Source organism: Virgibacillus sp. LDC1, assembly GCF_025792345.1.
Classification (GTDB): domain Bacteria; phylum Bacillota; class Bacilli; order Paenibacillales; family Paenibacillaceae; genus Paenibacillus_AQ; species Paenibacillus_AQ lautus.
On the sequence record NZ_JAOXLZ010000006.1, the window covers coordinates 423,232 to 442,924 of the forward strand.

Here is a 19,693-nt window from a genome sequence, read left to right on the forward strand (position 1 = left end):
ATATCACAACAAAGAAGGAGAGAACGGATATGAAGAAACGTGATATCCTTCGGCCGGCCTTATCGCTTCTGGTGTGCTTAGCGGTGATGCTGTCCATATCGGGGGCGGCTTTGGCGGTAGGAAGCGGTCCGTTTCATTTTGGATTCAAAAAAAGCGTCAATGGCCAGCTGCCCTCCATCAACGAGGAGGGTTTTAAGGAGCTCCTGCAAAAATACGACGCGATCTTTATGGGCGATGCCGAGCAGAAGGAGCTGTATCTTACGTTTGATAACGGATACGAGAACGGATATACCTCCCGTATCCTGGATACGCTCAAAGAGAAGAAGGTGCCCGCCACCTTTTTCGTGACCGGACACTACGTAAAGACACAGGAAGATCTGCTGAAGCGGATGACGGCGGAAGGCCATATTATCGGCAACCATTCCTGGAATCATCCGGATGTGACCACGATCTCGGCAGAGAAGCTGACCGAGGAACTGGAGCGGGTGAAGAAAGAGGTTATGCGCATAACCGGCCAGCCGGATATGAAATATTTACGTACGCCGCGCGGCATTTTCGATGAGCGGTCGCTGGCGACCAGCAAACAATTGGGCTATACCAATGTCTTCTGGTCGCTCGCGTATATGGATTGGGACGTGAAGTCCCAGCGTGGTGCGCAGTATGCTTATGATAAGGTAACCGCGCAGCTTCACCCGGGCGCTGTGATCCTGCTGCACTCGATCTCCAAGGACAACACTGAGGCGCTTGGGCGGATCATTGACGAAGCCAGGAACCGGGGCTATGAGTTCAAGAGTTTGGATCAGATGCAGAAGAAAGCCCCGTAAGCACATGCTGCTTACGCGTACAGCGTGCAGAACGCCATCCTGTCAGGATGCCTTCTGCACGCTTTTTGTTGCTGAATGAAGTTGGATGCTTCGCTTTCAGGAACGAATGTTTGGTATAATATCCTTCATAGAACATGAACGAAGGAGACCATCATGCCTCATACTATTCAAATATCCGTCAGGCCGCTGGTGGAATACGTCTTTCGCAGCGGCAGCATTACCTCAGGTTTTCGCACGGCGACATCCCTTACTGAGGGGACCCGAGCGCATCAACAGGTACAGCGTGATTATGGTGAGAACGATCAGAAGGAAGTTCAGCTTGAAGTAGAGGTTCCTTACGAAGATCTGCTGTTTGTGGTGGAAGGCCGCTGCGACGGTCTGATTCAAGAGGAAGAGCGGATCATGATTGACGAGATCAAGTCGACCTCCGGCGATTTGGGCGAGATTACGGAGCACACGTACCCGGTTCATTGGGCGCAGGCCAAAATGTATGCCTATATGTACGCGAAGCTGCATGAGATACCGACGATGGCGGTGAGATTGACCTACTTCCAGGTCCCGAGCGGAGAGCGGAAGCAGTTCGTACAGGAATGGAGCTTCGCTCAGCTGGAATCCTTCGTATTGGATGTCGTGGCGGCGTATGCGCCTTATGCCAACCTGCTGCGGGAGCATGGCGAGCGGAGGGATCGGAGCATCCGCGAACTGAAGTTTCCGTTTCCCGCCTACCGGGAGGGGCAGCGCAAGCTGGCCGGAGCCGTGTATAAAAGCATCGGTGAAGGCCGAAGATTGTTTGCCAAAGCGCCGACGGGCATAGGCAAGACCATATCCACGCTGTTTCCTTCGGTTAAAGCGATCGGCGAAGGCCTGTTATCGCGGATTTTTTATCTGACGGCCAAGACGATCACCCGAACGACCGCGGAAGAAGCCGTGGCGCGTATGGAGCGTCAAGGACTCTGCATGCATACGGTCACGCTGACGGCGAAGGACAAGATTTGTTTCAGTGAAGCCGAGGGCTGCGGTCAGATGGGCTGCGTGTTCTCAGAGGGTTACTATGACCGGATTAATGGCGCCATACTGGATCTGCTCTCAAATGAAACGATGATCACGAGGCCCGTTATTGAAGAGTACGCCCGGAAGCATACGGTGTGCCCGTTTGAGTTCTCGCTGGATGCCGCGTACGCAGCCGATGCCGTCATCTGCGATTATAACTATGTGTTTGATCCGCGCGTATCCTTCAAGCGGATGCCGGAGGATCTGAAGAAACGCAGTGTGCTGCTCATTGATGAGGCCCACAATCTGGTAGACCGTGCGCGGGGAATGTTCTCGGCCGAGCTGAATAAATCGGCTTTTCTGGAACTGCAACGAGCATACAAGGAGAGTAATCCCGCGCTTTACAACGCGGCGAAGCGGGTGAATAACCGCTTTAAAGTGCTGCGCAAGGTCAGTGAGGAGGAAGAGCGGATTGTCGGGTCCCAGCAGCCGGAGATGATGGTTGAGCTGCTGGAGGATTTCTCGCTCCAGGCAGAGGCCGAGCTGATGACCGGCAAGAGCGGGGATGAGGCCGATGCGCTTCTGGAATGCTATTTTGCCGTGCAGGGGTATCTGCGCATCTCCAAGCTGTATGACGACCGCTTTGTCACGTATGCGGAGATGAGTCAGAGCGAGGTGTTTCTCAAGCTGTTTTGTCTGGACCCTTCTTATTTGCTCCAGCAAGCGGGAAAAAACTACCGCTCCAGCGTCTTCTTCTCGGCAACACTCATGCCGCTCGGATATTATCGCGACATGCTGGGAGCGGAGGAAGAGGACTACAGCCTCTCGATTCCTTCTCCCTTCTCTTCCGAGCAATTGGATGTTCGAATTTTGCCGTTATCGACGCGCTTTAAGGATCGGGAGCGCAATAGCGAGGCCATCGTCCGGATGCTGAGTGCACTGGTTCAGGAGAAGCCGGTCAATACCTTGATCTTCCTGCCGTCCTATCCCTACATGCAGGATATTCATGAGTCGTTTGCCCGAATGAATCCGGGAGCGCGTACCTTGCTTCAGGGGCATGGGATGAGCGAGGAGGAGCGGGAGGCATTCCTGAATGCTTTCCAGGCGGATGCGGAAGATCCGCTGATCGGCTTTGCCGTGATGGGCGGTATTTTCTCCGAAGGCATCGATCTGAAAGGAGAACGGCTTTCGAGCGTTGTGGTCATCGGCGTTGGATTACCGCAGCTATCCTTCGAGAATGATATCATCAAGGATTATTTTGATCGCACCGGCAAGAGGGGATACGATTATGCCTATGTGTACCCGGGCATGAACAAAGTGCTGCAGGCCGGTGGTCGCTTGATCCGATCGGAGCAGGACAGCGGGACGCTGACGCTCGTGGATGACCGCTTTCTGAATCGCCAGTACGGGATGCTGCTGCCGGAGGAGTGGAGGCACTACAGGCGCATCTAATTTTTTCTTGAGATGTTGACACTTGGAAATACGAACTCTATAATACGGATATATTAATAAGCTGAAGGAGGCTGATGTCAGATGGTTATGATGCATAGTGGATGGGTCGCATTGACGTTGGTCTCTTTGGACGGGAAATTCTAATGGTAGCAGAGGTGTAAGGCATGTGACCTTACGTGTCTTTATCTCTATACCTAAGAACCCGCAGGAGACCGTGTTTGGTATCCTGCGGGTTTTTTGTGTCTATGCAAGGGGCGTGGTATGACCATGATCGGCTTGGCTGATGGGGATTAATGCCTTCTTCTTGCGTAGATTCAGATCAGCCGCAGATACAAATCTGCGGTTTTTTTTGTGTTTGATAACAACCAATCCAATAACGATAAGGGGATATAACGAATTTGACTAAACAAGACATGACCATGCTACAAGCCTATGGATGGAATGAAGAATGGAGTTTGATGGCAGAGCAGATGCCCCAGCACGATAAAGCGCTGGTACCCGCACGCATCACGGCTCAATTCTCGAAGCAGTACCGCATTATTACGCAAGAGGGAGAGCAGTCCGCGATTGTCACGGGCAAATACGAATACGAAGCAGCCAGCAAAAGCGACTTTCCCGCTGTTGGCGATTGGGTCATGGTGGAGCCGCTGCAAGGGGAATCCCGTGCCGTCATTCATAAGCTGCTCCCCCGAAAGTCGGCGGTGACGCGCAAGGAAGCAGGAAGCGTGCCGGATGAGCAGATCATTGCCGCAAATATGGATACCGTGTTTATCATTAACGCGCTCAATAAGGATTTTAATGTTCGCCGAATAGAACGCTATCTGATTGCGGTCTGGGAGAGCGGAGCCGCACCGGTCGTGCTCCTTACCAAGGCGGACTTATGTGAATCGCCGGAAGCGTACGTCGCGGAGGTAGAGGCGGTTGCTCCAGGTGTGCCGGTCCATGCGGTAAGCTCCTTGATGGATCAAGGGAAGGAGCAGCTGCAGGCTTATTTGGTGCAAGGGAAGACGGTTGCCATTACGGGTACCTCCGGGGCGGGTAAATCCACCCTGCTGAACTGGTTGTCGGGCCAGGAGATGCAGCGAGTTCAAGGGATACGCGAAGAGGATGCAAGGGGACGGCATACCACGACGCACCGGGAGCTCTTCGTGCTGCCGGGCGGCGCGATTATGGTGGATACGCCGGGCATGCGGGAGCTGCAGCTGTGGGATTCGGAAGAAGGGTTCGAGGCGACCTTTGCGGACATTGCCACGCTCGCCCAGCAGTGCCGGTTCCATGATTGCCGCCATGAGACGGAGGCCGGCTGTGCAGTTCAGGAAGCGCTGCAGGACGGAACCCTGGATGCGAAACGATATGCGAATTACAAGAAGACGGAGCGGGAGCTGGCCCATATCGCCCGTAAAGAGAAGGTCAGCACCCGCCGCCAGAATAAGAGCTCAGGCAAGTCCTCGCGTAAGAGCGACAGAGACCGCAAAGGGACGTACCAGCAGCTTCTGTACGATGACGAATAATGAATGTTACGGAGGTCCGAAGTCGATTTGACTTCGGTCTTCTCCGGGTATATAGTTAGGTAACCAATTAAATTGGCAGACTATCTATTTATTCGAGAGGTTGCAGAAAAGAGGTGGACCATGGAAGAGGATATACATCCAGATTTACATAAAGAGAACAACCGGTCAGAGGAAAGGGCTTCGCGAGAAGGGCTGTGCATGAAGGGCGGCAGGCGAGAAGATAGCGTCGCCGGCAGGCTCTTGTACAGCATTCGCATGTTCCACAAGCAGGAATGGGATCAGCACTTGATTTCCGGCTACACGCCCGGCGAGATTCGCGTTCTGATGGGAATCAAACATCATATCGAGCCTGATGGTCCCGGCATGAAAGTGTCCGAAATCAGCAGCATGATGAATGTTACGTCACCGACGATCACCCAATTTATCAACGCTCTGGAGAGCAAAGGTTTGGTGGAACGGGTGATGGATGCACGGGATCGACGTGCGGTGCGCGTACAGCTTACCGAGGAAGGGAACCGCGTTGTCCAGGAAACCTACCAGAACGTCAGGAACAACTTTAACGAACTGGTGGATTTTCTGGGAGAAGAGGACAGCGTCAAACTGACCGAGCTGTTAACGAAGGTGTATCATTTTCACGAGCAAAAACGCAAACGAAGCGAAACGACATCAGACAACGAGTAGGGGTGGGGGATTTGTTAAAACTGTTTCACTACATGAAGCCGTACCGGACAGCGGTCATTTTTGTCCTGCTGTTCACATTTTTCCAGTGTCTGTCTGATCTTTACCTGCCGACCTTGATGGCAGACATCGTGGATTATGGCATCGTTGAGGGAGATGTGCCTTACATTTGGCGTGTGGGCGGCTTTATGCTCCTCGTAGCAGCAGGGGGCATGGTGTGCTCCATTGCCGCTAGTTATTTGGCATCCAAATCAGCTACGGGATTCGGGAAGATTGTTCGGGGCCGCGTCTTCTCCCATGTCGAGAATTTCACGCTGCAGGAATTTGACAAGATCGGTACGGCATCCCTGATTACCCGTACAACGAACGATATCACGCAGGTACAGCAGGTCACGATCATGATCCTTCGCATGATGGCGATTGCGCCGATGATGTGTATCGGGGGCATTGTGATGGCCGTGTCGAGAGACCCGGGACTGACCACGGTGCTGCTGATCGTCCTGCCTATTCTGGCGCTGGCCATTTTCCTCATCGCCAAAAAGGGGATTCCGCTCTTCAAAGCGATCCAGGTGAAGATCGATACGCTGAGCCGCGTGCTGAGGGAGAATCTGACAGGAATCCGGGTCATTCGTTCATTTAACCGGATGAATCATGAAACCGCCCGCTTTAATGATGCGAACGAGGATTTGACTGCCACCTCCATCAAAGTGAATAAAATCATGGGTGCGATGATGCCTGTCATGATGCTGGTCATGAATTTTGCGACACTGGCGATTGTTTGGTTCGGAGCCCATCGCATAGAGGGCGGGCATATGAAGGTCGGTGACCTTATGGCATTTCTCCAATACGCGATGATGATCATGTTCTCCCTCATCATGTTATCCGTCATGTTTGTCATGATTCCGCGTGCACAGGCATCGGCGGTTCGGATCAATGAGGTATTGAACATGATGCCGGAGATCCATGATCCGAAGCAGCCGGGCGAAACCGGCGTGGAGCACGGCTCGATTGAATTTCAGGATGTAACCTTCTATTATCCGGGTGCAGAGGAGCCGGCCATATCCGATATTTCCTTCCGTGCCGGGCCGGGTGAAATCACCGCGATTATCGGCGGAACCGGCTCAGGAAAATCAACGCTCATCAGCCTGATCCCTCGTTTCTATGACGTAACCTCGGGACGGATTCTTGTCAATGGTACGGATATTCGGGACATGCTTCAGGAGCAGCTGCGCAGCCGAATCGGATTCGTACCGCAGAAGGCGCTGCTCTTCACCGGTACCATCGCGGAGAATATCCGCTATGGTAAAGAGGATGCAACAGACGAGGAGATCCGGCATGCAGCGAAGGTTGCCCAGGCGGCCGATTTCATCTCGTCCATGGAGGGCGGGTACGATGCCGAGATTTCGCAGGGCGGCAGCAACGTATCCGGAGGTCAGAAGCAGCGGCTCTCGATTGCAAGGGCGCTGGTTCGGAGACCCGAGATTTATGTGTTTGACGACAGCTTCTCGGCGCTTGATTTCAAGACGGATGCCAATCTTCGCGCAGCGCTCCGCGAGGAAACGACGGAAGCTACCGTTCTGATTGTCGCTCAGCGGGTAAGCACTGTCATGGACGCTGATCGGATTATCGTGCTGGATGAGGGACGCATTGCCGGCATCGGCACGCATGAGGAGCTTATGACTTCCAGCGATGTGTACCGTGAAATCGTCACTTCGCAGCTGTCAGAGGAGGAGATCGCATGAGTGAGAAGAAACGGGGAGGACATCCTCGGGGACCGGGCGGTCCCTTTGGCGGCGGCCCGCACGGACCTGGAATGGCGGGGGAGAAAGCCAAGGATTTCAAAGGCACTTTTCGCCGGTTAACACGATATCTCAAACCGCATACCGGCAAGCTGCTGATCGTCTTGATCGCAGCTATTCTCAGTACGATATTCAGCATCGTGAGCCCGAAAATATTGGGGGATGCGACCACGATCCTGTTCAAAGGCTTCCTGGCCAAGATGCAGGGCGTGCCGGGGGCCGGCATCGATTTTGACGCTATTCGGACGATCATGCTCTGGCTTGCAGGGCTATATCTCTTAAGCTCGCTGTTTGCTTACATCCAGCAATATGTTATGGCCGGTGTGGCCCAGCGTACCGTGTATGATTTGCGAAAAGATGTTTACAACAAGCTCGGCCGATTGCCGCTTAAATATTTCGACGCCCGGACGCATGGGGAAACGCTGAGCCGGGTGACCAACGATATGGACAATATCAGCAGCACGCTTCAGCAGAGCTTGACGCAAATGATTACCTCCGTGGTCACGCTGGTCGGCGTCATCGTGATGATGCTCACGATCAGTCCGCTGCTGACGTTGGTGGTTATTCTGACCCTGCCGCTTAGCGTGGTGGTCACGATTGTGGTCGCCAAGCGCTCGCAGAAGCATTTTGTGGCGCAGCAGAAGCATTTGGGTGAGCTGAACGGACATGTGGAAGAAATGTACACGGGCCATAAAGTCGTGAAGGCCTTTGGCCGGGAACGACAGTCCATGGAGCAATTTGATGAGGTCAACGACAAGCTCTATGATGCGGGGTGGAGAGCCCAGTTTATATCGGGTACCATTATGCCGCTGATGGGTTTTGTCGGAAATATCGGTTATGTGATCGTCAGTGTTGTCGGCGGTGTGTTGGTTACCCGCAGAGCGATTGAGATCGGGGATATTCAGGCATTCATCCAATATTCACGCCAATTCACGCAGCCGATTACCCAGCTTGCGAATATCGCGAACGTCATTCAATCCACCATAGCATCGGCAGAGCGCGTATTTGAAGTGCTCGATGAGGAAGAAGAAGTGTCGGAGCATACAGCTCCGGCAGCGCTCAAGAAGCCGCTTGGCGATGTGTCATTCGAGAATGTGAGTTTCGGCTATAAAGCGGACCAGCTTCTGATCGAGGATATGAATGTGGACGTGAAGCACGGGCAAACGGTCGCCATCGTCGGACCGACCGGCGCAGGGAAAACAACGCTCATTAATCTGCTGATGCGGTTTTATGAGCTGAATAAGGGCAAGATTACGATTGACGGCACCGATATTACCGCTCTTCGGCGCGGTGAACTCCGCAGCCTGTTCGGGATGGTGCTGCAGGATACATGGCTCTTTAACGGGACAATCCGGGAGAATATCGGGTATGGGCGCGAAGGCGCCACGGAGCAAGAGATCATCCGGGCGGCGGAAGCGGCTCACGCGGATCACTTCATCCGGACATTACCGGAGGGCTACGATACCGTTCTGAACGAGGAGGCCTCCAACATATCGCAAGGACAGAAGCAGCTTCTTACGATTGCGCGCGCCATTCTGGCCGATCCATCGATTCTGATCCTCGATGAGGCAACCAGCAGCGTGGATACGCGGACGGAGCTCTATATCCAGAAAGCGATGAATGAGCTGATGAGGGACCGGACCAGCTTTGTCATTGCCCATCGGTTGTCCACGATCCGGGATGCGGACCTGATTCTGGTCATGAATAAGGGCAGCATTATCGAGAAGGGGACCCATGAAGAGCTGCTGTCTCAGGGCGGCTTCTATGCGGACCTGTATAACAGTCAATTCAGCGACCAGCATGAGGCTGGATAGCGAGGCGAGGATTGTCATCACAAGAAGACCCATTCGAGTGCGGAGTGGGTCTTCTTTTTTTAGATTTTCTTAGATTAATGAAGGGTTTTTGGTAGGTTGAGAGTAAGCTGGCAGGCATATTTGATATTGCATTTTCATATGGTTCTTTTATAATGATGTTTATGTTTATATCTTTAAAGGGAGCCATGATCATTATTGAATAAGTCCGAACTGAACCGAATTACGCAAGAGCTTCTACGTCGGTCGGGCAGCAGTGTCACCGTGGAGATGGAGGCGTATTTTCCAGGGGGCCGGTTAATCGGCGGAAAATATGTCATGCATTCGCACAGCGTGACGATGTATACCGAAGTCATACGCCAGCAGTGTTTGCAGCTGTTTGGCACGCTTGAGCCGTTCCATGCCTATTTTGCGGTGGTATTTGCACATGAGCTGGGCCATTCGATGGACATGACCCTGACAGAGCTGTGCGACCGGATGGATCGAACGATGGATGAATGGGATCAGAGGCAGATCGCGCTTCAAATTGAGGAAAATGCTTGGAACAACGCCATACCTTGGATCCAGGATATCGATCCCGATTTCATACAGGTGATCGTGGATCAGTCGCTTGCGGCATACCGCGAGGAGCCGGCACCGGAAATCGCCTAGGCATACAAAGGCAATCCAGTCCCAGGTCATAACATGACACAGGCACCCGTCAGGGTGCCTTTTTGAAATTGTAAGAAAGGATAAACTTCAGAGACTTCCCATCGGGGGAGGCATGGAGATGGCTTCTAATATCGTATGTGATACAAGATAAAACCAAAGATGGCAGCCACCACAATGAAGGCACCTGCAGCAGCAAGGGTCATTAAACAATCGGTAAGCAGGCTCTGTTGCCGGATACCGCGCAGCTTCTCCTGTGCTTTTTTCTCCGAGACGTCCTCTTTAATTCGATCCAAATACTCAGGGCCTAGAACCATGGTTATCCCTCCCGTAACGATTTGTAAGCTTATTATACCAGAAATATGTTATTTCTGGTTGAATTTAGGCTGCAACTGGTATGGAGTCCCATACTATAAAAAAAGAAGTGAAGCTCGCATGGGCTTCACTTCTTTTTAGGTTAGGGACACTGAGGGAGCGATTGCGTCCGCTTAGCTCTCCGGATCCAACTGCTTCAATGGTTCAATGGCCGGCCCTTCGATCACTTCGCCATTATAGCGGTAGCGTGATCCGTGACACGGGCAATCCCATGAACGTTCGCCCTCATTCCATTCCACTTCGCAGCCGAGGTGGGTACAGGTCGTATCCACGAGATGGAGATTCCCTTGATCATCCTTGTAAGCTCCGGCACGCTGACCGTTATGGCGGACGACGGCGCCTTCGCCGGCCTTCAGCTCGGTTATATCGGCGTGGGACATCTCCACCTTACCGGCAACGAAATCTTTGGCAACCAAAGCATTTTGCACGACAAACGTTTTGATGCTCGGGTCTGCGTGGAAGCGGGAGGGGTCGAAGACGTCGGCGTAACGGTTATCCTTCTCCAAGATTTGATCCGCGATGATGTTCGCGGCCAATGTTCCTGTTGTCATGCCCCATTTCCGGAAGCCTGTCGCAACAAAGATCCGGTCCTGATTGGACGTGATCGGCCCGATGTAAGGCATATTGTCCAATGTAATCAGGTCCTGGGCCGACCAGCGGTAAGGAATCGCGGAAGCGCCCAATAGATTTCCTGCAAAAAGCTCCAGGTTTTCGTAATGCTGGTGGGTACAGATGCTGCGGCCCGTCGGATGATTCTCGCCCCCGACGATAACCAACTCCTGCCCGTTATAAGATGCTGACCGCAAGGAACGTGTAGGCTGATCCACGCTTAGGTACATTCCTCCCGGATAAGCGGTTTCGGGTTTGACTGCAATGGCATAGGAGCGTTCCACATGCAGCCGCGTGAAGAACAATCCTTTGGCGTCAATGAACGGAAAATGAGACGCGGATACTGCGTGATTGCAAGTAATCCGGTGACCGCCCCGTTTGGTCAGTAGCGTGATCGGTCCATCGGTTTCGGCCTTTTCGTCCATGGTCGTGTTCTCGTAAATCCGTCCTCCAAGCCTTAGGAACTCTTCTGTCAGATGCTTCAAATACTGCAGAGGATGGAACCGATACTGCCCGGGCATCTTAATGGCTCCCCGAATCGACATAGGGAGGGGAAGGCTTTCCTGCCATTCTCCCGGAATGCCGAGTTTCTCATAGGCCTTGATTTCGTCTTCCAGCTTCGAGAGATACTTGTCCTCCTGCTGAGCGTAAATATGGGCATCCTCCAGCTTCAGCCCAAATTTCTCTTCGTCTCCGCCAATAATATCTCTAATGAATTCAATCGCTTCCCGATTTCCTTCGTAGTAGAGCCTCGTTTTCTCCTCTCCAAAATGATTCATGAACTCATGATAGATCAGCCCATGCTGTGCCGTAACCTTAGCTGTTGTATGACCGGTGGTTCCGTTCAGGATTTGCCCTGCTTCGATCAGCACGACATCCTTACCAGCCTTGGCAAGTAGATAAGCGGTCGTAATGCCGGTTATGCCGGCTCCGACGATGGCTACATCCGTCTCAATATCCTCGGCTAAGCGGGGGAAAGCGGGCAGTTCGGTTGTCCCTCTCCACAGCGACTCCGGATATTGCGGTAGTTCTTGATGCGATGAATTGGTTGGGTTCATTCACGATTCCTCCTCAGTTTCTACGGGCGTTGCCCTTAAACACAGACTCTTGTCTTCATTATTACCACTTGGGAATGATTAGAAACGAGCAGAATTCCATTCGGTATTCATAAGTTTCCTGGAGGATTGTAAATATTTTGGGACATTTGTGCAGAATCTAAAGAAACCGCGGAGATTTGGGATTATGTGAAAAAGAGGGGTGGTATATCATGACCAGCGAACAGCATCTAAATGCGGATCAGGCCAAGAAATGTCTGCAAGAACATTTCCATGATATCGGGGATATAGAACATCGAGAGCTGAAAAATGAAGGTGGCCATGCGTTACTGATTTATTTTAAAAGCATGTGTGACCCTATCATGATTAACGATAATTTGATTAACCGTTTCTATGAGCTGAACTCCTTGGACTTATACGACCAATTCATCCGATCCTTTCCCTCAAGCCTGGAGCCGAAAGATGAGCAGGAATTGCTTCGTAATATGCTTAGGGGCTGCGTAGCCATATTCATTGGGGAAAACGTGCTCCTGTTTGACGCCGTACTGGTTAATGCAGGCCCCATTCAACCCGCCAGTACAGAGAACGTCATTCAGGGTCCCGATGATTCGTTTACGGAAAATATCGAGGTGAACCTGAACCTGATCCGCCATCGTTACCAAACTGCGAATTTGAAGACGGAATTCATGACCGTCGGGAAAATATCGCAGACCCGAATCATCATTATGTATGATGCCTGCAAAGTGGAAGAAACGGTATTGCAGGAGCTTAGAAAGCGATTGTCCGAGCTCAAAGCGGACATCGTGCAATCGGCTGCCGAAATCGAGAGACATACGATGCATCCTAAATTTCGTCTGTATCCAACACTCATGCTGACCGAGCGTCCTGACCGGGCCGTATTGAATATAAATCAAGGAAAAATTGCCGTGTTGATGGATTCAACGGGGTATGCCCTTCTATTGCCAGCCATTTTCAATGATTTCTTTACGGCGATGGATGACAAAATACAGCTTCCCCCGATCGGCTGGTTTCTCAAGGGGATCCGGTATATCGCCTTGTTTACGACCGTACTTATGCCGAGTCTGTACGTGGCATTCACGTCGTATAATCCGGAAATATTGAGGATGCAGGTTACGCTGCTTATTGCGGGAAGCCGGGCTACGGTGCCGTACCCATCCTTTTTCGAAGTGATCTTCATGCTGCTGGCGATGGAATTTCTGACGGAAGCAAGTGTCCGTCTGCCCAAAGCGATTGGTCAGACCGCAACGACGGTAGGGGGTCTCATTCTGGGGACCGCTGCAACAGAGGCGGGATTAGTCAGCAACATCATGATCATTCTGGTTTCCGCCGTCGCGATAACGAATTTCGTGATCCCGATTACGATGATGAGCTCCGGCATCCGCGTCACGAAGTATTTGTTCATTGTCCTGGCCACCTTCTTTGGCTTGGTCGGCATCGTTTTGGGCATGGTGGCGATGATTATGTACCTTACGAGCCTCCGATCCTTCGGCAAACCCTACTTAAAGATGTTTGCTATGGATTGGAAGAAGAAAGGAGATCAGCGAAGTGGTTAGAAATAAATATTTTTATTACCTCTTCCTGCTCAATGCAACCATCAATCTGATTAATTATGTCCCCCGGATTTTAATTACGGACCGCTTTGACGGTGCGCTGATGTCGATTCTCGTGTCCATTCCGATTGGGACGCTGCTGATGTTTACCTTCGTGAAACTGATTCAGAAATTTCCGGGGCAAGGGCTGCCGGAGATTTTTCGCTCGGTTATGTCCAAGTGGACATCGGGTATTCTGCTTTTTTTATACGGACTCGCGTGGTTTTTCTCCAGCGTCATTACCTTGGTAAGCTTCGTTGATATTACCTCTCGCTACATTAGTCCGGATGTGTCTCCCTATATCGTTCTGATCGGATTTCTGGTGGTGGTTGGACTTAGTGCCAGACTTGACTCCGAGTCCATTATATATGCCCTGGAGATGATTCTGTACATCTGTGTTCCTGTTATCGCCTACATGTCATGGCGTATCTTCAGCAACCCCTATTTCAGCTGGGATGCCGTAAGGCAGATCATTACCTATGCATGGAATATGCCCAATTACGAAACGGTGGCGGCCGCAACCTTTATTTTTACGGGCTACGTGAACATGGTGGTATTCAATCGGATCTTTCACCGATTCAGAGTGCGCCATGTTTGGGCAATTGTGGGGGTCAGTATAATTACCCTTCTGGTTTCGATCTTTGCACCCATTGGCATATTAGGCGCTGCGGGTGCAGGAGGACACGTGTACCCTGCCTTCTCGACGGTGGACTCGCTGCGGATTCGTTATTTCATCATTGAACGGATGATATATGTCTTCTACGTGGTGTATATGTGTCTCTCCCTCGTGAATTCCATCATCCACTGGCATGTGGGTAAGGAACTCATTCTGGGAAGCTTCGGATTAAAGGTCGATAAGGGGGAAGCGATGTCTAAACGGAGGAAAATCGAATGGTGGGTGCTGCTCCTCTTTTCCCTGATTACCTTTGGCACGTCGTTTATCGTGAATCAATACATATTAAATGATATGGCGATTGTCTTTCTGGACGTCCGGTTCGCGGGTGAATTTCTGCTCATTGCCCTGTTATTCTATGCGGTATGGAGGAAAAGGAGGAAGAAGGCATGAAAGACCTAAAACGCTGGCTGGTCTGGCTCATGTGCTGCTCTTTTCTGTTGGTGTCGGGATGTGATTTTAGGGATATCGATCTGAGGCTTTTTGTTGTGTCCATCGGTATTGACGTCTCTGAGAAAAGTCCCGATATGAACCGATTTACCTTCAAAATGGCGATTCCTTCGGGAGACCCGAAAACCGGGGATAAAAAATCACTGCTTATTACGCAGGAATCGACAAGTATTGCGGAAGCGATCAGGGAGGTCAAATCCAAGGTGGATAAGGAGCTGGACTTTGGTCATTGCAAAGGGGTCATGTACGGCGAGGCCTATGCACGGAAAAATATCAGCAAAATCCAGGACTGGACCGTTCGGAGGCGGGACATGCAGCTCTTAATGTATCCAGCCGTCGCAGTACCTACGGCAGAAGCCGTATTAAAGACGGATCCTCCAACGGAGCGGATTGCCGGAAACGCAATATTTCTGGCGCTCAGCGAGGAGGGGACGGAATCTCCCTTCATTATTAAGGCATACTCCTTCGATTTGTCCCGCCGAATGTTAGAGGAAGGGGAAGATCCGGTCCTGCCCGTTGTGGAAACTACCGCTGACAAGATCCTGAATATCGACAAATTAGCCTTGATGGATAAGAACAAGGTGAAGGTGATTCTGACGCGGGATGAAACCAGGCTGTTTAACCTGTTGGATCGTCGTAATCTAAGCACGAATTTCGGGACGAAAATTGACGGCCAATTGCTTGAAGTCAACACGGATAGAACCCGAGCAAGATACAAGATCGTAACGGATAAACCGGGGGAGGAAACCATTGATTACAAGATTCGGATAACCGCGATTTTGGAAGAGAAAGAAAACCCTGCGCAATTAGATCCGAAGGATCTGCGTAAGATCGAAGAGCAGTTTAGCAAGGAACTATCGCAAGCTGTGAAAAACGTGTTGGAGAAAATTCAGAAAACGGGTCTGGACCCGTTAGGTTTCGGCCTTCGGTATGGAGGTACGCACTGGAACAACCAGACGGAGATGGAGGAGTGGCGCACCATTTATCCCCATGCCAAGTTTAATGTATCGGTCAAGTTTAAAATAAAGTCGACCGGTTATAAACGTTAAACAAGGCACAACTGTCTATCGTACTGGAAGATGTTACAATAAAGAATAAGCATCTATCTTGTATGAAGGAGGTTTCACATATGGAGTTTAGAAGAGTGGGCGGTAGCGGATTGAAGGTTAGCGATATCAGTCTCGGGAGCTGGCTGACGTACGGGGGATATGTGGAACGGGAGAATGCGGTGAAATCGATTCAAACCGCATATGGACTCGGCGTTAATTTTTTTGATACGGCGAATGTGTATGCCCAGGGGGCGGCTGAAGTGGTTGTCGGGGAAACCTTAAGAGCCTTCCCAAGGGAATCCTATGTCCTGGCCACGAAGGTATTCGGCAAGATGGGGGACGGACCCAATGATCAGGGACTTTCCCGCAAACATATTAGAGAGCAGTGCGATGCGAGTCTGAAGCGGCTGGGTACCGATTACGTCGACATCTATTACTGTCATCGATATCATGAAGAAACCCCGCTAGAGGAAACGCTGCGGGCGCTGGATGACCTTGTCCGCCAAGGCAAGGTGCTCTATATAGGAGTCAGTATGTGGACCGCTGCCCAGATGGAAGCGGCACTGGCCGTTGCGGATCGCTATTTGCTGGATCGCATCGTGGTGAATCAGCCGCTGTACAACATGTTCGAGCGCAAGATCGAAGAGGAAATTATCCCGTTAGGCGAGAAGAAGGGCATTGGTCAAGTGGTCTATTCTCCTCTTGCTCAAGGACTTCTGACTGGCAAGTACGCCTCCAAGCAAGCCGTGCCGGAGAACAGCCGCGCATCGAAGATTGGAGCCGACCGGCTCAAAATGAGTGAAGACCGCATTCAGAAGGTGCAGGCACTGGGCCTCGTTGCAAGCGAGTTGGGTATGACCGTCGGCCAACTGGCCTTGGCCTGGATTCTGCGTCAGAACAATGTAGCCAGTGCGCTGGTGGGTGCCAGCCGTCCGGAGCAAGTGGAAGAGAATGTGAAGGCCTCCGGTATGAAGCTGTCTCCGGATACGCTGACTGCCATTGAAGAAATACTGAAGGCGGATCCGAATTAAGAAAGAATCAGATCATGGATCTCGGGGGCGGAGCATACGCGGTTACGCCCGCTGTCCTTGGCTCGGTACAGCTCGCGGTCCGCTTGTTGCAGCAGCTCCTTGGCATTTTTCGACCGGATCGTATCGGGGTGCACAGCAGCTCCGATCGACACCGTGATCTGAATCTTGGTTCCGTCTTCCAAAACAAAGATATGATCCGCTACGGCCGCCCGAATTCGCTCTGCAATAGCGGCAGTCTCGTCGATGGTCGCTTCCGGGACCAGCACCGAGAATTCTTCCCCGCCGTTGCGGGACACTTCGTCAAAAGAACGGGAATGCTCCCTCAGCACTTTGCTGAGCTGCTGCAAAACGGCATCTCCGGCCGCATGGCCGTAGGTGTCGTTTATTTTTTTGAAATGATCGATGTCCACGACAAGAACACCCAGCCGTTCGCTGAAATGCTGGGCTTCGAGAAAACGTTCCGATAACAGCTGCTCGAACTGGCGCAGATTGTGAAGACTGGTCAAGTAATCCGTCTCCGCATTTTTCTTCATCTGCAGAAATAGTTGATTGGATGTGTTGATATACTCGGTCAGCATGTAGATGACCACCGTGGCGAGCATGGATATGATGAGGTGCTGCGTGAAGACGGTATACACCTTGTGGTGGTCCGGGATATTCATCCACATAATACATAGGAGCACCAGCATGCTCGACATACTCATGAGCAGCATTTTGCCTAAACGTTCCCAATGCATACGAGAAAGCATCCCGCAGATGATGCCGATCAGCAGCATGCCGGCTCCCGCAATGGCAGAGGAAGTTGACATGCCGAACAGGATCAGCCGCCCGAGTGCAATCAGCACGCCGGCAATCAGGGAGGGAAGCCAGCCTAAGTAGCTGGCGATCACGACAATGGCTAGATGCCGCAAGTCCGCAAAAAACCGCGGGTCAATCGGAAAAGAATAGTACATCAAGATGATCCCGTAAATGCCAAAGAGGAGGCCGGCGTTGATCTTAACGTGGATGGACGGCGTCACAACACCTGCTACATATTTTTTGGACAGCAGTCCGGATAAGTATAAGAAAGTCACAAATATACAAAAGTTGGTAAAAAGTATATTGGTCATGGGGGATCATTCCTTTCATGTACCTTGCGCAAGGGCGGCAAGGCGATGAAGACATTCACCCCCTATTTTATCGGAAAATGGAATTGTATGTCGAATATTAAATGTTTTATTTTGTTAATTCTCAGGCGCCTCTAAAGGTAGACGAACCTCGAACATCGTCAGCTCCGTAGTACTGGTCACTTGAATCGTGCCGTGATGGGCATCCACGATGGTTTTTACGATAGCCAAGCCAAGCCCGGAGCCCCCGGTTTGATCAGTGCGCGATTCATCCGCCCGGTAGAACCGCTCGAACAGATGGGGGATTGCGTGCTGAGGGATCGGAGGACCGTAATTGATGACCTGTACGATGGCAAACTTCGGGTCCTGAGATACTTTCAAATCCACCCGCCCGGCCTCCCGTCCGTGCCGTACCGCATTAGACAGCAGATTCTCGAAGGTGCGCATCAGTTTATCCCCGTCCGAGGAGATCATGATTTTCTCCGTTTCAGGTGTGAAGACGACCTGAACTCCTTCTTGCTGCCCGGTTAGTGAAAAGTCTACGGCCAACTGTGCGAGCAGCTCCACCAAATTAATGTCAACCCGGTTCATCGGGGAGTATCCCATCCGTGTGTATTCAAACAAATCGTTCACGAGTCCGCCTAGGCGCAGCGACTTATCGTACGCGATATCGGTATAATACCGGAGCTCGACCTCATCCTTGTAATGGTCTTCATTGACCAGTCGCAAGTACCCGATGATGGAGGTGAGGGGGGTCCGCAGATCATGCGATACGTTGCTGATAAGCTCGTTCTTGGACTGGACGGCCATGCGTTCCTCCGCCAGCGATAGCTTGAGCTGCTTGGCCATTTGATTGATTTGCGTTGCCATCAGGCCCAGTTCGTCATTGGAGCTAACGATAATCTCTTGATCCAATTCGCCCTTCGCCAAACGCTTTGTACCCTCCATTAACTGATTGATTTGACGAATGGTGCCTTGACTCAGGAGGAGCACCATACAGATAAACAGCACGATGCCGATGATCGTCGGGATGATGGGGAAACCGAAGAAATCCTCCAACGTACGATCAACTCTGAAAAGGGTGTTTACCCAGGGCTCCTTCCAGTATTCCCGGCCGATCAATCGGAAGATCTGCTGCGCGATGAACAGTATGGCCAAGGTCAGGGCTCCGCTGGCAAAGAACAGTGTAATGATCTTCCACTGCAGCTTACGCATGGATTTTGTACCCGACGCCCCATACCGTTTGAATGAGCTTATAACCCAGCTCCCTCTCGAGCTTGTCCCGCAGGTTGCTGATGTGAACCATGACTGTATTATTGGATACGTAATATTTCTCCTTCCAGACCTGCTGGAAGATATCCTCGGCGCTAAAGATTCTCCCCGGCTGGCGGGCAAGCAAATACAGAATCTCGAATTCTCTTGCCGTCAGAGAGATTGCTTTGCCATTGGCCGTTACTTCATGCGTTGTCCGGTTTATGTCGAGCCCATCAATCTCGATCCGCTCGCTGTCCTCCCGATGCAGTTCGGCATTGTACAGAGTGGAGCGTCGCAGCAGTGTTTTGACGCGCGTCGTCAGCTCCAGCGGATTGAACGGTTTAATCATATAATCATCCGCGCCGGTCATCAGCCCCAGTATTTTATCCATGTCCTCACTCTTGGCGCTCAGCATCAGGATGGGTATGGACGAGGTTTCCCGGATTCTGCGACAGGTGTCAATCCCGTTCAGCTTAGGCATCATGACGTCCAGGATTACGAGATCCACCGTCCCGTTATTGGTGGTCATGGCCAGCAGTGCTTCCTCCCCGTCATGGGCTTGGATCACACGGTAACCCTCATTCTCCAGATAGATGGAGATCAGCCCGGAAATTTCCTTATCATCATCTACGATTAATATACTTCTCATTAAATTATCCTCCAGTAAATCCGCCCATTGGAAATGATCATTCCTTACGAACAGTGTACCCTAAATGGAGCCCATAAAGTGCAGCTTGGCCTTCAAAATCGTGAGTTCTATGATGACGA

At 51.6% G+C, this 19,693-nt stretch carries 16 protein-coding genes; 11 read left to right on the forward strand and 5 right to left on the reverse strand.

Features of this window, described 5'->3' with window-relative positions; all coding sequences use genetic code 11:
• Nucleotides 1-29 precede the first annotated feature (29 nt).
• The 7 genes from pdaA to OHJ21_RS29795 all read left to right on the forward strand — a co-directional run bounded on the left by pdaA (nt 30) and on the right by OHJ21_RS29795 (nt 9,716).
• Nucleotides 30-824, forward strand: coding sequence for a delta-lactam-biosynthetic de-N-acetylase (pdaA, locus tag OHJ21_RS29765; RefSeq protein ID WP_100541033.1), 795 nt, complete (start codon nt 30-32; stop codon nt 822-824).
• Nucleotides 825-977: 153 nt separating this feature from the next.
• On the forward strand, nt 978-3,266 hold the full coding sequence (locus OHJ21_RS29770; RefSeq protein WP_486021996.1) for an ATP-dependent DNA helicase: 2,289 nt from the start codon (nt 978-980) through the stop codon (nt 3,264-3,266).
• 413 nt (nt 3,267-3,679) lie between these two features.
• Nucleotides 3,680-4,777: a ribosome small subunit-dependent GTPase A gene (rsgA, locus tag OHJ21_RS29775; protein ID WP_486021997.1), complete on the forward strand. Its 1,098-nt coding sequence runs from the start codon at nt 3,680-3,682 to the stop codon at nt 4,775-4,777.
• Between the two features lie 120 nt (nt 4,778-4,897).
• Complete coding sequence (locus OHJ21_RS29780) at nt 4,898-5,458, forward strand: MarR family winged helix-turn-helix transcriptional regulator (protein WP_100541030.1); 561 nt, start codon at nt 4,898-4,900, stop codon at nt 5,456-5,458.
• A gap of 11 nt (nt 5,459-5,469) precedes the next feature.
• Nucleotides 5,470-7,197, forward strand: a complete 1,728-nt coding sequence (locus OHJ21_RS29785) for an ABC transporter ATP-binding protein (RefSeq protein WP_100541029.1) — start codon at nt 5,470-5,472, stop codon at nt 7,195-7,197.
• The gene (locus OHJ21_RS29790; protein ID WP_486022000.1) at nt 7,194-9,068 is read left to right on the forward strand and encodes an ABC transporter ATP-binding protein; all 1,875 of its coding nucleotides are present in this window, start codon (nt 7,194-7,196) and stop codon (nt 9,066-9,068) included. The genes OHJ21_RS29785 and OHJ21_RS29790 overlap by 4 nt, the downstream gene beginning before the upstream one ends.
• 195 nt (nt 9,069-9,263) lie before the next feature.
• On the forward strand, nt 9,264-9,716 hold the full coding sequence (locus tag OHJ21_RS29795; RefSeq protein WP_100541027.1) for a hypothetical protein: 453 nt from the start codon (nt 9,264-9,266) through the stop codon (nt 9,714-9,716).
• 125 nt (nt 9,717-9,841) lie between these two features.
• Here OHJ21_RS29795 and OHJ21_RS29800 read toward each other — a convergent pair whose 3' ends face one another.
• Nucleotides 9,842-10,030 (reverse strand): hypothetical protein, encoded by a 189-nt coding sequence (locus OHJ21_RS29800; RefSeq protein ID WP_326120002.1) that lies wholly within the window; start codon nt 10,028-10,030, stop codon nt 9,842-9,844.
• Between the two features lie 171 nt (nt 10,031-10,201).
• On the reverse strand, nt 10,202-11,755 hold the full coding sequence (locus OHJ21_RS29805; RefSeq protein WP_100541025.1) for an FAD-dependent oxidoreductase: 1,554 nt from the start codon (nt 11,753-11,755) through the stop codon (nt 10,202-10,204).
• A 209-nt stretch (nt 11,756-11,964) separates the two neighbouring features.
• Between OHJ21_RS29805 and OHJ21_RS29810 the strand changes: the two genes are divergently transcribed.
• From OHJ21_RS29810 to OHJ21_RS29825, 4 genes are all read left to right on the forward strand, one after another.
• Nucleotides 11,965-13,326, forward strand: coding sequence for a spore germination protein (locus OHJ21_RS29810; RefSeq protein WP_394059438.1), 1,362 nt, complete (start codon nt 11,965-11,967; stop codon nt 13,324-13,326).
• Nucleotides 13,319-14,428 carry a GerAB/ArcD/ProY family transporter gene (locus OHJ21_RS29815; RefSeq protein WP_486022002.1) on the forward strand — a complete coding sequence of 370 codons (1,110 nt, stop codon included), beginning with the start codon at nt 13,319-13,321 and terminating at the stop codon, nt 14,426-14,428. Before OHJ21_RS29810 ends, OHJ21_RS29815 begins: the two co-directional genes overlap by 8 nt.
• Nucleotides 14,425-15,534: a Ger(x)C family spore germination protein gene (locus OHJ21_RS29820; RefSeq protein ID WP_100541022.1), complete on the forward strand. Its 1,110-nt coding sequence runs from the start codon at nt 14,425-14,427 to the stop codon at nt 15,532-15,534. Before OHJ21_RS29815 ends, OHJ21_RS29820 begins: the two co-directional genes overlap by 4 nt.
• Nucleotides 15,535-15,614: 80 nt before the next feature.
• A complete protein-coding gene (locus OHJ21_RS29825) occupies nt 15,615-16,565 on the forward strand; it encodes an aldo/keto reductase family protein (RefSeq protein ID WP_100541021.1) in 951 nt (316 codons plus the stop codon).
• On the opposite strand, the gene OHJ21_RS29830 is transcribed toward OHJ21_RS29825, so the two are convergent.
• The 3 genes from OHJ21_RS29830 to OHJ21_RS29840 form a co-directional block, all read right to left on the reverse strand.
• Nucleotides 16,562-17,674, reverse strand: coding sequence for a diguanylate cyclase (locus OHJ21_RS29830; protein WP_100541020.1), 1,113 nt, complete (start codon nt 17,672-17,674; stop codon nt 16,562-16,564). The genes OHJ21_RS29825 and OHJ21_RS29830 overlap by 4 nt on opposite strands.
• Before the next feature lie 114 nt (nt 17,675-17,788).
• Entirely contained in the window at nt 17,789-18,886 is a 1,098-nt protein-coding gene (locus OHJ21_RS29835) for a sensor histidine kinase (protein ID WP_486022004.1), read from the reverse strand.
• A complete protein-coding gene (locus OHJ21_RS29840) occupies nt 18,879-19,574 on the reverse strand; it encodes a response regulator transcription factor (RefSeq protein ID WP_100541018.1) in 696 nt (231 codons plus the stop codon). The genes OHJ21_RS29835 and OHJ21_RS29840 overlap by 8 nt, the downstream gene beginning before the upstream one ends.
• Nucleotides 19,575-19,693 lie beyond the last annotated feature (119 nt).